Raw genomic sequence first — 15,996 nt, forward strand, 5'->3', positions numbered from 1 at the left:
GAAACATCACATACAGCATAACTGCATGTTTTCGTTCAGAACAAAACGAACTCGCTTTGTTCCTTACTCAGATAAGTCTACGCAGAGGTATTTCATTTCAACATATTCTTCGATGCCGAATTTTGAACCTTCACGGCCTAGACCTGACTGTTTTACGCCACCAAACGGAGCAACTTCATTTGAAATTGCGCCCGTGTTAATGCCGACCATACCGTACTCAAGTGCTTCACCCACTCGCCATTGACGAGCTGTGCTTTGAGTAAACAAATAAGCAGCTAAACCAAACTCAGTATCGTTCGCCATTGCCACTGCTTCATCTTCAGTTTTAAAGCGGAACAGTGGTGCAAGTGGACCAAAAGTTTCTTCTTTAGATACTTTCATGTCTTGCGTTACGCCAGTTAACACAGTCGGTTCAAAAAATGTACCGCCAAGTGCCGAGCGTTGACCACCAATACGAACTGTCGCGCCTTTCTCGGTTGCATCTGCAATATGAGACTGAACTTTTGCAACTGCATCTTCATCAATTAAAGGTCCTTGAGTTGAACCCTCTTGACGTCCGTCACCAACTTTCAATTTAGACACGGCTTCAACCAAACGGTCTGCCAACGCATCGTAAATACCGTCTTGAACATAAATACGATTAGCGCAAACACAAGTCTGACCACTGTTGCGATATTTACTTGCCATAATGCCCTGAACAGCTTGCTCAAGATTAGCGTCGTCAAATACCACAACTGGTGCATTACCACCAAGTTCAAGTGAAAGTTTCTTAATGGTTGGCGCACATTGTTGCATCAAGATACGACCCACTTGGGTTGAACCCGTGAAGCTTAACTTACGAACAATATCGCTTTCGCATAGGGTTTTACCCACTTCAACCGCATCACCACTAATGTTAATTAAAACATCTGCTGGTAAGCCTGCCTGTAATGCCAATACTTCAAGGGCATATGCTGTTAACGGCGTTTGTTCTGCTGGTTTAACCAACATTGAACAACCCGCAGCAATTGCCGGACCTGCTTTACGCGTAATCATGGCAGCTGGGAAGTTCCACGGCGTAATCGCAGCAGTTACCCCAATCGCTTGTTTAATCACGAGCAAACGTTGGTTCGGTAAAGTAGGTGTTAAGACTTCACCATCAACACGGCGGGCTTGCTCTGCAAACCAACGAATGAATGATGCTGCATAACCAATTTCACCACGTGCTTCTGCCAATGGTTTACCTTGCTCAGCCGTTAAAATCTGAGCAATATTTTCTTTGTGCTCAAGCATGAGGTTGTACCATGCCAATAACACATCAGCACGAGCCAAGGCAGTTTGCTTTTTCCAAGCGGCCTGCGCTTTTGCTGAACGATTAATTGCGGCTTCAACCCCTGCGCGGTCATAGGTTTTCACCCATGCCAAAGTTTCACCCGTAGCAGCATCATTCACCTCGATATAGTCATTTGATGCAGGTGCTTCTAATGAAATATCAGGATGTTTTAATAAATACTGCAAATTATTTTGAATCATGCAGATTGCTCCATCGCTTTTGCACTACCTGCTTTGAGTGTCGCAAAACCTTGTTTCAGGATATCAAGGCCTTGACGGAATTGCTCAGCAGGAATGGTTAATGGATATAGGAAACGAATTACATTACCGTATTTACCACAAGTAAGAAGTAACAACCCGTTTTCCATTGCATAGTTTTGTACAACTTTTGCTTGCTCAGCCGTTTCAAGCTCTACTGCAACCATTGAACCTAATGCACGAATATCAGTTACTATGTCGCCTGTTGCTTGTTGAATATCTTTAAGTGCAACAACTAACTCAGCACCTAGTTCATTTGCACGTTCACATAAGTTTTCTTCTTCAATCGCATCAATAACCGCGTGCGCAGCAGCAACCGCAATCGGGCTACCTGCGTAAGTACCGCCTAGTCCACCTGGGTTTGGTGCATCCATGACTTCTGCACGACCAACAACACCTGAAATTGGGAAACCACCACCTAAGCTTTTCGCCATAGTGATGAGGTCTGCTTTAGTCTCGAAATGGTTCATCGCAAACAATTTACCAGTACGGGCAAAACCTGATTGCACTTCGTCAGCAACCAATAAAATACCGTGCTTGTCACAAATTGAACGTAAACGTTTTAAGAACTCAGCTGGTACAACATGAAAGCCACCCTCACCTTGTACTGGTTCAAGTACGATTGCTGCAACATCGTGTGGTGCAATATCTTCACTGAAAATATCTTCAACGCTTTCAATTGCCGCGTCTACAGAAATACCTTTAGCAGGCACAGGGTAACGTGCGTGGAACACACCCGCTGGCATAACACCGAAATCACGTTTGTAAGGTGCAGTTTTACCTGTCATTGCCATGGTCATAAATGAACGACCGTGGAAACCATTACCAAAAGTGATAATGCCGTGACGGCCTGTATAACAACGAGCAATCTTCACAGCATTTTCAACTGCTTCTGCGCCTGTAGTGAAAAAAGCTGACTTCGCAGGACCCGCAATTGGCGCACGCTCATTAATACGCTCAGCTAAAGCCACATAGCTTTCATAAGGTGTTACTTGATAGGCAGTATGAGTAAATTTAGTGAGTTGTTCAGTCACCGCTGCAATGACTTTAGGGTGGCGATGGCCTGTATTTAAAACCGCAATACCACCAGCAAAGTCGATAAATTGGTTGCCTTCCTTGTCCCAAAGCGTCGCGTTTTCAGCTTTTTCCGCATACCACTGACACATCACGCCTACACCACGTGGAGTTGCTTGCTGTTTACGTGTGTTAAGTGCAGAATGTTGATTATCCATTTGATTCCCTCATATTTTCATCATCAGTTGCAGCTTTGGTCTTACATCCTGTGCTTAATTTTCAGGGTGCTTTACAACGACTGCCTATGCATGTAATTTCGCTCGTCTGGCGGCAACTGACGAGAGCCATTTTTTAACTGTAGGAGAGAGCCAATTGCGTAGTTTGCTTGGAGATCATTTATTACAACGGCTCCAACAGGACACCGAAGGTAAACTACATCAGCGCCTTTTCCGTTGTCTGCGTGGCGCCATTATTGATGGCGTCATTCAGCCTAAAACACGCTTGCCCGCTTCACGTGACTTAGCCAGTGAAATTCATGTTTCGAGAAATACAGTTCTTACCGCCTACGAACAACTACAGGCTGAAGGCTATTTAGAGGCTCGTACAGGCCATGGCACGTGGGTTGCCGAAAAATTACCAGAGAGTTTTTTAAATACACAAAATAAGAAAAAAGCAGCTTCAAGTCCAAAAGTTCAAAACTCTTATACGCTCTCCAACCGTGGCTCAAACTTATTAGGCTATGCCGCAGCCTCGCCACACCAATGGGGAGCTTTTGTGCCAGGAGCGCCCGACGTAACTGAGTTTCCACATCATATTTTTAGTCGCATTCAGGCCCGCCTAAGCCGAGAGCCTGACATTACCCGCTTAATTTACAGCAATGCGGGTGGATGTATTGAGCTTCGAAGTGCGTTGGCAGACTATTTACGCGTTGCACGTTCAGTCCAGTGCGATGCTGACCAGATTATTATTACCGAAGGTATTCACCAAGCGATTGACTTAGTTTCGCGTGCACTTAGCGATATTGGTGATCGCATCTGGATTGAAGATCCGGGCTATTGGGGAATGCGCAACATGCTACGTATTAATGGCGTAGATATTCAACCCATGCCAGTCGATGCCGAAGGTATTATTCCCGAAGAAAATCCAGCAAAACCACCCAAATTAATTTTTGTCACACCATCGCACCAATATCCGCTGGGTTCGCATTTAAGCCTAGATCGTCGACGCAAATTGATTGAGATTGCCCGCCAGCACAATAGCTGGATTGTAGAAGATGATTACGACAGTGAGTTCCGTTTCTCAGGCCAACCGTATCCGTCTTTACAAGGTTTAGAAAATGATGCACCTGTGCTGTACATGGGCACGTTTAGTAAAACCATTTATCCATCTTTAAGAATTGGCTATCTGGTAGTGCCTAAGCCGCTCTTTTCACCGCTACGTATTGTGGCAGCTGAACTGTATCGTGGTGGACATTTGCTTGAGCAAAAGGCCCTAGCAGAATTTATTCGTGAAGGCCATTATGAAGCTCATATTCGTCGTATGCGTCTGCTCTATGGCAAACGGCGTGATTACTTGGTGAGCCTGATTAAACGCTACCTAGGGCCTGAATTCATCCACGAATACGATGAAGCAGCAGGGTTACATCTGGTTTTAAAACTACCAAACTCTTGCGATGATGTCGCGATTGCAGCCACTGCACTTGAACGTGGTGTCAAAGTTCGCCCACTTTCACAGTATTACATGCAATCACATGCCCACGCGCAACGTGGTTTGCTCATGGGCTTTGCCTGCGTCAATGAAAAAGACATGGTGATGGCTTTTGGTGTGCTACTCCAGTGCTTACGTGAGGCAGGTGTATCAACCCTGAATTAATTCTTTAATCTCATCATACTGAATAAAAAAGAGCCTCATAAAGAGGCTCTTTTGGTTTCTAAAATATTAAACTAACTTTTCTTCTTGAGTATGAGTAAGATGAGTTGTTCTACGCTCTTTACCCCAACCCAGTTTTTCCGACAATATTCCGAAGAACACAATAATGCCGAACAATGCTGTGGTGTAAATCACTTCTTTGAAATATGTGCCTTCAATCAGCATGATGAGAATTGCCCCAATAATTGCAAAGATCACCACATAAGTCAGATAAGGGAACATCCACATTTTAAAGTCAATTTTCACCCCTTCAGCTTCTAGTTTTTTACGCATGCGAAGTTGAGAGTAAGCAATGGTCAGGTACACATACAATGTTGCCGCACCCGTCGTTAGCATGAAAAAGTCATAAACATCCATACTCTTGGTTGCAGTTAAAATCACGGCAATCACAGAGAAAAAGCATGAAACAATCACACCAACCCACGGGCTGCTTTTACTGTTCACAGAACCAAAACTTTTCGGCGCATCACCACGTTTAGCTAAAGAGAACAACATACGTGAACACGTGTAAAGTGCTGAGTTAAAACAGCTACACACCGACGTTAACACCACAAAATTCACAATATGGCGAGCCCCCGGAATACCAAGTGCACTTAACGTTACGCTATAGGTTCCCCAAGTCGAATCTTTCAAAAGTTCATTGTTGTGAGGAATTAAGCATACCGCGACAAACATTGATCCCACATAGAACAAAATAATTCGCCAAACCACTGAGTTAGAAGCTTTACGAATTTCTTTAGAGGGATTTGCCGATTCTGCCGCCGCTACAGTAACAATTTCAGCGCCAATATAGGCAAACATGACCCCAAGCAAGGCGGTAATGACGGATGATCCTCCATTTGGCATAAAGCCTTGAGAGGTTAAGTTACTAATACCAGAAGCAGCCGGATTACCCCACGGCCATAAATGCATGATGGCCAAACTACCAATCACAAGGAAAATAACAATCGCGATAACTTTGATAAGGGCGAACCAGAACTCGAATTCACCATAATTTTTCACGTTTTGTAAATTGACTGCGACCAATGCGACAATGACCACGACCATATAGGCCCAGATTGGTATAAATGGGAACCAATTGTTTAGAATTTTACCTGCCACATAGGCTTCCCATCCCATGAGCATTGCGAGAGTACACCAGTACAACCAGCCAATTGAAAAGCCTGCCCAACGACCAATCGCGCGGTCTGCATAAGTTGAGAAAGAGCCACTGTCTGGGTTTAAAACGGCCATCTCGCCTAACATCCGCATGATGAACCAAACGAGCAGACCACCCAAAGCGTAAGTTAGAAAAACAACAGGGCCCGTATTGTAAATAATGCTACCTGAGCCCACGAATAGAGAACCACCAATAACCCCTGCAATTGAGATCATCGTTAGGTGGCGTGATTTAAGTCCATGTTTTAAACTTTGGGAGTGATTGGCTTCAGAACCATTTTGATGAGCTGCCATATCATTTTCCTTAATATATGGAGGATATCGGCCAATCTCGGAAATCCTCCGAAGCCAACTATATCCCCTAAAAATTTAGCCGTTTTGCCCAATTCCTAAAACAGAAAATTCACTGAGCTTATCCGGCGCTTCCGTATGCATACTTCCAATGGCTTTAATTTGTCGTTTCGGCCCTGAAGAAACGAGAGCCATTTTTGTAATAAAAGAGAGAGCCAATTGCAAAATTTATACGCAAAATTGGCTCTTTTTAGATTGCATGTAGGGAAATGGTTTTTAGTTTTTATTTTAAAAATGAATAAGTTTTATATTAATTAGATTGGAATTATTTAGTTTTGCTCAGAAATTAATAAAGCTTTCGTACCTTTTTCTAAAGCTCTAAATATATGTTTTTGATCGGCAGGGTAACAAATGTAATCTCCAACGCCGAGCTCAACGGCCTCATCAATTAGACCAACCAGAGCCTTACCTTCCACCACAATAATATGCTCCACAGAACCAACGGGGTGTGGCTCTGAAAGACGGTCTTCACCCGGTTCAACAATCAGTAAATAAACATCTCGACGCGCATGTGGCGGGCAAGTCGCCAACAAAATCGCTTTGTAATTGGCAATTTCAGAGCTAACGGTTGGGCCATCTCCACAACGAATCACTTGCACCTGATTGCTTGGCTCTTCCATCAAACGCGCAAAAGGAATATTTAGTGCAACACAAAGTGCCCATAAGGTTTCAATGCTTGGGTTACCTTGCCCTGCCTCTAATTGTGAAAGTGTAGATTTGGCAACGCCTGCACGACGAGCAACCTCTGCCAAAGAAAGCCCCGCTCTTTGGCGTTCACGGTTTAAACCTTTAGCAATAATTTCAATTGGCTGAGACATCCACCACATCCGTTCTATAAAAAAAACGATCGTTCGTTTTGACAAAACAATCAGACTTATTCATTATAATGGAAAATCGTTCGTTATATCATGCTATGACCACATACACTCTCATTAAGAAACTTAGTAAAGATACTACCCGCTCGATTTTCTTTGTGTGTCTAGCGACGAGTGTCGTTGGTATGTCTTTAGGTTCACTGGCTGCAAGTTATGGCTTAGCGCTCTGGATCCCGCTTTGCCTATCCATATTTGTGCTCGCAGGAACTGCTGAATTTATCTTTATTGGTTTTTTAGCAGTAGGTGGTAGCCCAATTGCTGCTGCAATTGCAGGACTACTCGTCAATTTACGGCATTTACCTTTTGGGATTGCGGTCAATGAATTAATCAGAGGTAAATTCTCTCGATATTTCGGGGCCCATATCATGAACGATGAAAGCGTTTTGTTTGGCATGGCACAGCCTGATTTCGAGACTAAAAAAGCCGCTTATTGGTTGTGTGGTATAGGCATTATGCTGAGTTGGCCTCTCGGTGTAACGGCGGGTTATTTTATTGGAACTGCTATTCCAGACCCAAAAACATTTGGTCTAGATGCCATTTTCCCTGCCATTTTAATTGCACTTACTTTTAATGCTTTAAAGAATAAATCTACTCGAAAAGCTGCATTTTCTGGATCAACTTTGGCACTGATTACCACACCTTTTTTGGCCTCAGGACTTCCCATTCTGATTTCACTTTTTGGCTTGATATTTGGTAGAAAAAAATGAGTCAACAATTACTGATTATTTTGGGCATAGGCTTGCTAGCACTTGGAACATATGGGATTCGTTTTGCTGGTTTTCACTTAGGTGCCAAGTTTACTTTTTCTGAAAAATACCAAGTTTTATTGTCAAACGGCGCAACTGTTTTGCTCTGTGCGATTGCGGTCACGACGACATTTTTTGAAGGCCAAGATTTTGCGGGATTCGCGCGTATATTGGGTGTTGGATTTGCGCTTTTATTAGTTTGGAAAAAAGTACCGCTGTTATTGGTAATTTGCTTGGCAGCCGCTGGTACAGCACTGTTACGTTTGCTTGGAATTGAGTAATAAAAAAGGCGAGATATACTCGCCTTTTTCGAAACTTTGATTAGAACGGTAAATCATCGTCTAAATCTGCTGGTGCAGAAGCTGGTTGCTGTGGTGCTTTAGGAGCAAAGCCACCACCTTGCGGGCTGTTGCCACCATTACCAAAACCAGCTGGGTTGCTGCCATAGCCGCCACCACTATTTTGGTTATAACCACCACCTTGGTTATTATTATTTTGATAACCATTACCACCTTGTTGAGGTGCGTTAAAACGTGGTTGATTAAAATCATTACCGCCAGCGAACCCTTGTTCACCTTGTTGACGCCCATCTAACATTTGCATCTGTTCGCCACGAATTTCTGTTGTATAGCGCTCTTGACCATTTTGATCAGTCCACTGACGCGTGCGTAATGAACCTTCAATATAAACCTTAGAACCTTTACGTAAGAACTGCTGAGCAATTTCCCCTAAACGGTTATGCAAAACAATACGGTGCCATTCTGTTTGTTCTTTACGTTCACCTGAAGTTTTATCGGTCCAAGCTTCACTTGTCGCGATTGAAAATTGAGTCAACGAACCCCCATTTGGAAAGGTTTTTGTTTCAGGATCACGACCCAAAGTACCAACCAAAATAACCTTATTTACACCACGCATTAGCTGTCTTCATCCTATACATTTCTATGTTTTACTTTATAAGAGTTATGCTTAAATGGCTACCTCTTTACCGAACAACTGCGTTAAATCACGTCGCGCAGCCTCATCAAGAGTCTGTTTATCGACTTTAATATAAGCAACTTGCTGGTCAGGCATCACCACAACTTCTTCTATACCACGAATTGCCAATAGCTGTGTGGTCCACTCATTCACCTGTTGCACTTGCGGCAATGGCAACACAATAGATGACAAATACCGCGGCTGAGCTAAACCAAAACTAATTAGCAACCATATTATAGCAATCCCTGTTAAGACACTCCATCCAATCGCAGTATTATGTAACATCAATAATTGACCACCTAGTGTGCCACCAAAAAAAGCACCTAAAAACTGACTACTGGCATTTACACCCATAGCAGTCGCTTTTGACTGGATTGGAGCACATTTTGATAACCACGATGGCAATAATGCTTCCATCACATTAAAGGCAATAAAGAAAATACCTAGGCCTGCGAGTAATACATATTTTGATTGATAACCAAATATGAGTAACAGTAAACCTGCAATAATCCCTGTAATTGCAGTTAAGAAAATTCCTCGCATTTTGCGATATTTTTCAGCCACGATAATGCTTGGAAATGCAAAGAACAGACTAATTACTAACAGCGGCAGATACACCAGACCATGACTTGCTAAAGGAATATGTGCAAACTCAATGAGCTGTGAAGGCACATAAATAAACATGGCGGTAAGCAGTAAGTGCAGTGCAAAAACCGAGACATGCAAACGGTTTAAGTCACCCATTTGAATGACTTGCTTAAGCTGCGCCATATAGCCTTGCTGATAATTACGATGATGACGAGTCACTTTAGGTACAAGCAAGAGCATCAAAATCGCGATTAAGCCCATAATGGTCGTGACAAAGAACAAACCAGAAATGCCGACAAGGCTTGTGAGCCAAGGTCCAAGACTAAAAGCCACCACAAAAGACAGACCAATACTCATGCCCATGGCAGCCATGGCTTTAGTGCGCTGCTCTTCACGCGTCACATCGGCTAAAAGCGCCATCACGACTGCTGAAACTGCACCCGCACCTGCTATGGCACGGCCAATAATCACGCCATAAATCGTGTCAGATAAACCGGCAATTGCACCGCCAATAGCAAAGAGTAATAAGCCAAGCACCACAAGAGGTTTCCGGCTAAAACGGTCAGCAAGTAAGCTAAATGGAATCTGTAAAATCGCCTGACTTAAACCATAGACACCCACAGCCAAACCAATGAGTGCTGGAGTCGCATATTGATATGACTGCCCGACTACAGAAAAGACAGGAATAATCATGAACAAACCCAACATGCGTAGCGCAAAAATACTACTTAAGGCAAAAGTTGAGCGACGTTCCAAAGCATTCATCATATCAATACACGTTTATCAAACTAGGCAAATTATAAGCCGATTCGTTTCTAAAAATACGGGACGCCTTATTTAAATTAACGATTTCAGCTTAAAAAAATAAAGAGGCATTTAGCCTCTTTATTCTAAACATCTTTACTGAAAATTAACTTAAGACGAATGTGAATGGCGTTTACTATATTGAATTGAAGCAAATACAGCCCAAACAATAAATGCTACACCAATTAAACCTGTTACCACTTCCGGTACATGTACGCCTGTACCACTTGCAATCATAATGAATGCTAAAGCACCAATTGCATAATGTGCACCATGTTCTAAGAACACATAAGCATCTAACGTGCCTTTTTCAACAAGATAAACTGTCATTGAACGGACAAAAATAGCACCAATTGCAAGACCAAGCATAATCACGACAACATCGCTGGTAATTGCAAATGCACCTATCACACCGTCAAAACTAAAAGATGCATCTAATACTTCTAGATATAAGAAGCCACCGATACCCGCTTTAACTACACCAGAAGCAGCGCCTGATCCATCTTTCATAATGGCGTTGCCATCTTCATCAATTTCAGGTTCACCGCCTAACATATGGCTTAATACTTCTACACCGATATAAACCACAATGCCCCAAATACCAGCCATAGTCACAACAAGGCGCTGCGATTCATCAACATTGGCTGCCATAATTAACATCGCAATTAAAGCAATAAAAACAGACATTGCCGGTACGCTAGCTAAGCTAGAAAGTTTAGCTTCAAGCCATCTGAACCAATGAGTTTCTTTTTCCTCATCAAAGAAGAAGTTTAAGAAAACCAATAATAGGAATGTTCCACCAAAAGCTGAAATCTCAGCGTGGTGGGCCATTAAACGTTCAGAATAAGTTTTTGGATCGTTGAGTGCCAATTTAGCCACTTCAATCATTCCCATATCCGCAGTCACGGCAACAATCGCCACTGGGAAAATTAAACGCATACCAAAAACGGCGATTAAAATACCCACCGTCAAAAACAGCATTTTCCAGAAAGGATCCCAATTACGCAGAACCGATGCATTGACAACAGCATTGTCAAAAGATAAAGAAACTTCCATTACAGCTAAAATGGCTGTAATCGTTAAAGCTTTAAGCATGGTAGACACGCCTGCTTCAGGTCCATGGGTAAAACCCCAATAAGCGGATAGCGCTAAACACACCACCGTAAAAAATATCGAAAATCGGAAATGCTTCATGGATCAGACCTATACCAAGAACTAAATTTAATCTTTCTTAAAACCGTGGCTATTATATCGATAATTAACCACAAAACGATGTTGTTTTGTGCCGTTATTACCTTTACTTTATCTCTATGTTTAATAAAGAAATTTATAATTTTTAATTAACTTATTAATCGTATTAAATATTTTCTTGCGATATATCTATCATTATTATTTTTGTATTTTAAAATTGATTTAAAATCCGGTTCAGCTGTCTTATTTTAAATGGAATGATTTTATGCTTTTTTCTCAAGAACTCTGGCAACGTAATTTAAATTTATATCAGAAAATTCTAGACCTGCCTTTTAATCAGGAACTTGCCAGTGGAACTTTAGATAAAGAAGCGTTTTGTCATTATGTCATTCAAGATGCTCAATATTTAGTGGCCTATGGCCGCGTTTTAGCCGTTGCAGCAGCAAAGGCTTTTGATGCTGACGATATCATGCAATTTTCAGATGCAGCTAAAATTGCAATTGTGGTTGAACGCAGTTTACATGATGACTTCATGAAAAATTTTGGCGTAACCAAAGACGAATTTAAAAATACGCCATTAACGTTGGCCGGCCATCATTACACTTCATTTTTAACCGCAACTGCTTGGTCTGAGAGCTATCCTGTGGTACTGGCTGCACTTTTACCCTGCTTCTGGATTTATGCCGAAGTCGGTAAAGATATTGTGAACAAATCTATACCTAATAACCCTTATCAAGCGTGGGTCGATACCTATGCAGGCGAAGAGTTCCATACTGCCGTTCGCAATGTAATTGCGACAGTTGATAAAGTTGCAGCACGTTGTGATGCAGATACTTTAGAGAAAATGCATGCCGCGTACACCATGGGTGCAAAACTTGAGTGGTTATTTTGGGATAGTGCCTACCACCAAAGACAATGGTTAGGTTTAGATCATATTTAAAACTTCAAAAGAATCGGTCAGATGGTTCAATACTCTGATCGATTTTCACTAAAATGCGAGACAGATATGTATATCGGCGAATTAGCATCTTTAACTGGAGCCACTCCTAAAGCCATTCGGCATTATGAGAAATTAGGCTTGCTACCTGTGGCAAAAAGAAAGGGAAATTATCGTATTTATGAAGCGATTGATGTTCAATCAGTTAAGATGATTCGCCTCGCGCAAGCTGTCGGATTTAGCCTTTCAGAACTGTATGACTTGTCAGCTTTAAAATATAAAAATAATCGATTTCCTGTAGAAGTTGCACAACAGCTCATTCAGAAAAAGAATCAACAAATTATTAAGCAAAAAGAAGCGTTAACGCGTTTACAAGAAGATTTAAAGCAACTTGAGAATGAGATTATTCACACTTATATTACCAATAAGATTTCAGCTTAAAACAGCCCATTAAAATTTGAAATAGCTTTCAAAATGAGTGCTTGACTCTGCCCTTAGGGTAAAGGTTTATCGTAATGACTTCGTTTATTACGGATAAATAAAATGAGCGCTCATCTTTCTACATTTAAAAATTCAACAGCATTAATTACAGGAGCATCTTCAGGAATAGGCAAAGCCTATGCTCAAAAACTTGCATCTTTAGGCATTCATTTAATTTTGACTGCACGCTCCGAACAAAAGCTGAATGATTTAGCTGATGAACTTAGAAAAAAATATAACGTAAATGTTGAGGTTATCGTTTTAGATTTAGCTCAAGCGAATTCAGCTCAAATATTATTTGATGAAGTGCAAGCTAGAAAATTATCGGTAGAAATTTTAATTAACAACGCAGGATTTGGAAAATGGACTAAATTTCTAGATCAATCTGTATCTACCTATCAAGAAATGATCACGCTGAATATCAGCAGCGTAACGTCTTTATGTTATTTATTCCTGCCTCACATGCTTGCTAACAAAAAAGGCATCATGATTAATATTTCATCTACAGGAGCATTCCAACCTCTCCCCTATATTGCCGTCTATGGGGCAAGTAAATCTTACGTATTACAATTTACTGAGGCGCTCGCAGGAGAATATGCATCTTCGGGTGTTAAATTTTTGGCAGTTTGTCCGGGCAATACGGAAACCAATTTTACTCAGGTCGCTAATGCCGATACCAGCGGTATGAAAAGCTCTACAGTTGAGGATGTTGTATCTGCAACGGTTAAAGCATTAGATAAGAATAAACCAACTCTTGTTGTAGGTTGTAGCAACTATTTAACGTCTCAACTGCCTCGAATTCTTTCTCGCAAAAAGATGATCAATTTAGTTGAAGGGATGCTCAGAACCCGCGTTGTCGATCCGTCATAAAGCTAGTTCAATTTAAAAGATTAAGGGCTATCTCTTAATCTTTTAATGCTGAAATAGTTGCCAGCCATAAATTAAACCTGCCGCGGCAACTACCCAACACAGTGTTGCGAAGCCTAGACATGACCACATCGACAAACGCGTTGCAAGTACATAGACCGCCACTAAATAAATGGCATATGGAATAAGTGACCATAGGCCAAACAGCGCTGTTTTCTGTAAAGCCTCAGCTCCTTTTTGCTGATAAACAATCACATGGGCAATCAAAGCAAAGGTAGGAAAAAGCGGGACTAAACCTGCAATATAAAATGCCTTACTTTTCGATAAAACCGAGATGATGAGAACAACCCCAGCCCCCAACATACATTTTAAAAATAACGCCCACATGCGCTGATCCTATCTGGTCATTTCCATATCAAAACGCTGTATTGTGCGCTTTTCAGAGAAAATTAACAGCAACCAAAGCAATCAGTGCAGGAACTGCCTGAATATAAATAATCTTTTTACTGGCTGTCAGTCCACCATAGATACCTGCAATGAGCACGCAACCTAAAAAGAAGTTGGCAATCGATGTCGCAAACGGTGCATCTGCAAATAAAGCCCAGAATAAACCCGCAGCCAAAAAGCCATTATAAAGACCTTGGTTTTGTGCCATGACTTTGGTGAGTTTTGCTTTTTCTGCATTATTTCCAAAGGCTTTCATGCCATAGGGCTTGTCCCACAAAAACATCTCTAACACTAAAATATAGACATGTAATATTGCAATTAAACCCACTAAAACTTGTCCGATCATACAATTTTCCTTTTTATTTTAAAGATATGAAAAAAGATCAGTCTCTCGACTGATCTTTTAATATTTTACGGCTTTAACAATACTTTGCCTTGACGAGCACCTTGTGTTGCTTTTTGGGCAGCAGTTTTAATCTCATCAAAACTAAATACACCTTCAACAGGCAGAGTTAATTTTTTCTGAGTTGCTAGCGTTAATAACTCGACAATAAGCTCTTTTTTACGTTCTGCTGGCATTTCTTTGTTGACCACACTCGCCCAGAAACCTTTTACAGTTGCTTGTTTAAAGATGAGATCACCAGATGAAATTTGCATGGTTTCACCTGTCATACTGCCAAACGAAACCAATAGGCTATTTTCACTAAGCAAGTTCAGCATCTCACCACTTGCACTTCCGCCAATCGAGTCTACACCAGCAATTAAAGGTTGGTCACCGTGAAGCTGTTTAACTTGCTCTTTCCAGTTAGGCTGATCGGTTGCTACAACATGTTGAATGCCTAAAGCTTGCATCTCTGCAATTGCATCAGTACGACGAACCAGATTAATCACTGGTAAACCACGTGCCTGTGCAATCATGGCAACCGTTTTACCTACTGCACCATTTGCCGTGTTTTGAATGAGCCATTGACCCGGTTGAACATTTACAAAGTCCAATAACATGAGAGCACTAATTGGCATACCAATCAGCTGTGCTGCTGTTTCATCATCAATTTCATTATTGAGTGGAATAAGCCCTTGCGCTGGTGCAATAAAGTATTCAGCCCAACTGCCATGCACAGCCGCAACTGCAATACGCTGCCCTACCTGTACATGAGTAACGCCTTCACCCAGCGCATCTACAATACCAACGGCTTCACTACCACCAATAGCGGGTAAAGTAGGCTTGTAGCCATAACTTCCGCGTACCGTCCATACATCATGATTATGGATTGGAGACATGATTGTTTTAATACGAACTTCGCCTGCTTTTGGTTCTGGCTTTGGCATATCCGCCTGCTCTAAAACGTCTACAGGTTCGCCAAAATTACCATGGATAATACTTCGCATGCTTTATTCCTCTATCGGTTTTAAGAGTTGTTGGGTAGTTTCTAAAGCTAGATGTAGATGTGCTTTGTCTTGCGATAATTTCGTGAGTAAAGCAGCACCTAACCATAACTGATACATGACTTGCGCAGTTTTTAAAGGGTCAATGTGTTTTGGAATTGACCCTTCTTGTTGCCCTTCTTTGAGTAGCAAAGCCAGACGCTGCGTTAATTTGTACACACCTTCATTGAGAATTTGGCGCATGTCTTCCGATAAATCGGAAACTTCGGCTGCCAGTTTCACAATCAGGCAATTTTCAGCCCAGCTACCATTTACCGGATCATCAATCCATGCCTGCCATAACGCCATTAAACGGGCGTGGGCACTTTGTTCACTGTGCTGCCAAAGTTGTTCCATACGAACTTTATAGTCAGCCATGTATTGCTCTAGCAACGCACAGCCAAACGCCTCTTTCGAAGCAAAGTAGTGATAGAACGAACCTTTAGGTACGTCACAAGCCTTTAAGATTTCTTGTAAACCAACGCCGACAAATCCTTTGTGTAATACCAGCTCAAAACTGGTATCCAAAATGTGTTGTCGCGTGGTTTCACTTTTATTTAGTCGTTTCATGCATACACAATACTCCACTATTAGACCAGTCGTCTAGTAAAATTATGTTGCTCATTAAAATTTGCTAAGA

17 protein-coding genes are annotated in these 15,996 nt (G+C 41.7%); 6 read left to right on the top strand and 11 right to left on the bottom strand.

All coding sequences use genetic code 11. The features are described from left to right. Positions 1-63: 63 nt before the first annotated feature. Both FY048_RS08950 and gabT read right to left on the bottom strand, forming a co-directional pair. Positions 64-1,512, bottom strand: coding sequence for an NAD-dependent succinate-semialdehyde dehydrogenase (locus tag FY048_RS08950; RefSeq protein ID WP_446090893.1), 1,449 nt, complete (start codon positions 1,510-1,512; stop codon positions 64-66). After that, entirely contained in the window at positions 1,509-2,801 is a 1,293-nt protein-coding gene (gabT, locus tag FY048_RS08955; RefSeq protein ID WP_446090894.1) for a 4-aminobutyrate--2-oxoglutarate transaminase, read from the bottom strand. The genes FY048_RS08950 and gabT overlap by 4 nt, the downstream gene beginning before the upstream one ends. Positions 2,802-2,955: 154 nt before the next feature. Here gabT and pdxR point away from each other — a divergent pair, with 154 nt between their 5' ends. Then, on the top strand, positions 2,956-4,455 hold the full coding sequence (pdxR, locus tag FY048_RS08960) for a MocR-like pyridoxine biosynthesis transcription factor PdxR (protein WP_446090895.1): 1,500 nt from the start codon (positions 2,956-2,958) through the stop codon (positions 4,453-4,455). A 66-nt stretch (positions 4,456-4,521) separates the two neighbouring features. On the opposite strand, the gene FY048_RS08965 is transcribed toward pdxR, so the two are convergent. Together FY048_RS08965 and FY048_RS08970 are read right to left on the bottom strand one after the other, a co-directional pair. Beyond that, entirely contained in the window at positions 4,522-5,964 is a 1,443-nt protein-coding gene (locus tag FY048_RS08965) for an amino acid permease (RefSeq protein WP_446090896.1), read from the bottom strand. A 326-nt stretch (positions 5,965-6,290) separates the two neighbouring features. After that, complete coding sequence (locus tag FY048_RS08970) at positions 6,291-6,839, bottom strand: helix-turn-helix domain-containing protein (protein WP_017388639.1); 549 nt, start codon at positions 6,837-6,839, stop codon at positions 6,291-6,293. A 68-nt stretch (positions 6,840-6,907) separates the two neighbouring features. On the opposite strand from FY048_RS08970, the gene FY048_RS08975 reads away from it, so the two are divergent. Together FY048_RS08975 and FY048_RS08980 are read left to right on the top strand one after the other, a co-directional pair. Next, positions 6,908-7,603 (top strand): AzlC family ABC transporter permease, encoded by a 696-nt coding sequence (locus FY048_RS08975; RefSeq protein ID WP_446090897.1) that lies wholly within the window; start codon positions 6,908-6,910, stop codon positions 7,601-7,603. Then, complete coding sequence (locus FY048_RS08980; RefSeq protein WP_004639900.1) at positions 7,600-7,923, top strand: AzlD domain-containing protein; 324 nt, start codon at positions 7,600-7,602, stop codon at positions 7,921-7,923. Before FY048_RS08975 ends, FY048_RS08980 begins: the two co-directional genes overlap by 4 nt. Before the next feature lie 40 nt (positions 7,924-7,963). Here the strand turns inward: FY048_RS08980 and ssb are convergent, their stop codons facing one another. The 3 genes from ssb to FY048_RS08995 form a co-directional block, all read right to left on the bottom strand. Further along, positions 7,964-8,557 (bottom strand): single-stranded DNA-binding protein, encoded by a 594-nt coding sequence (gene ssb / locus FY048_RS08985; RefSeq protein ID WP_004639902.1) that lies wholly within the window; start codon positions 8,555-8,557, stop codon positions 7,964-7,966. A 51-nt stretch (positions 8,558-8,608) separates the two neighbouring features. Continuing rightward, the gene (locus tag FY048_RS08990; RefSeq protein WP_348948554.1) at positions 8,609-9,973 is read right to left on the bottom strand and encodes an MFS transporter; all 1,365 of its coding nucleotides are present in this window, start codon (positions 9,971-9,973) and stop codon (positions 8,609-8,611) included. 147 nt (positions 9,974-10,120) lie between these two features. After that, positions 10,121-11,203 (bottom strand): DUF475 domain-containing protein, encoded by a 1,083-nt coding sequence (locus FY048_RS08995; protein WP_045433654.1) that lies wholly within the window; start codon positions 11,201-11,203, stop codon positions 10,121-10,123. A gap of 262 nt (positions 11,204-11,465) precedes the next feature. Here FY048_RS08995 and tenA point away from each other — a divergent pair, with 262 nt between their 5' ends. The 3 genes from tenA (at position 11,466) to FY048_RS09010 (ending at position 13,487) form a co-directional block, all read left to right on the top strand. Continuing rightward, the gene (tenA, locus tag FY048_RS09000; protein WP_446090898.1) at positions 11,466-12,140 is read left to right on the top strand and encodes a thiaminase II; all 675 of its coding nucleotides are present in this window, start codon (positions 11,466-11,468) and stop codon (positions 12,138-12,140) included. Between the two features lie 66 nt (positions 12,141-12,206). Beyond that, positions 12,207-12,578 (top strand): MerR family transcriptional regulator, encoded by a 372-nt coding sequence (locus tag FY048_RS09005; protein ID WP_446090899.1) that lies wholly within the window; start codon positions 12,207-12,209, stop codon positions 12,576-12,578. A 102-nt stretch (positions 12,579-12,680) separates the two neighbouring features. Beyond that, positions 12,681-13,487, top strand: coding sequence for an SDR family NAD(P)-dependent oxidoreductase (locus FY048_RS09010; protein ID WP_446090900.1), 807 nt, complete (start codon positions 12,681-12,683; stop codon positions 13,485-13,487). 42 nt (positions 13,488-13,529) lie between these two features. Here FY048_RS09010 and FY048_RS09015 read toward each other — a convergent pair whose 3' ends face one another. From FY048_RS09015 to FY048_RS09030, 4 genes are all read right to left on the bottom strand, one after another. Then, positions 13,530-13,871 carry a GlpM family protein gene (locus FY048_RS09015; RefSeq protein WP_198496636.1) on the bottom strand — a complete coding sequence of 114 codons (342 nt, stop codon included), beginning with the start codon at positions 13,869-13,871 and terminating at the stop codon, positions 13,530-13,532. 52 nt (positions 13,872-13,923) lie between these two features. Next, a complete protein-coding gene (locus FY048_RS09020) occupies positions 13,924-14,277 on the bottom strand; it encodes a DUF1304 domain-containing protein (protein ID WP_004639914.1) in 354 nt (117 codons plus the stop codon). Positions 14,278-14,342: 65 nt separating this feature from the next. Continuing rightward, positions 14,343-15,320, bottom strand: coding sequence for a zinc-binding dehydrogenase (locus FY048_RS09025; protein ID WP_209831738.1), 978 nt, complete (start codon positions 15,318-15,320; stop codon positions 14,343-14,345). 3 nt (positions 15,321-15,323) lie between these two features. Continuing rightward, complete coding sequence (locus FY048_RS09030) at positions 15,324-15,926, bottom strand: TetR/AcrR family transcriptional regulator (protein WP_132070575.1); 603 nt, start codon at positions 15,924-15,926, stop codon at positions 15,324-15,326. Positions 15,927-15,996 lie beyond the last annotated feature (70 nt).

The sequence above is a fragment of the Acinetobacter sp. 1124_18A genome (assembly GCF_052824995.1).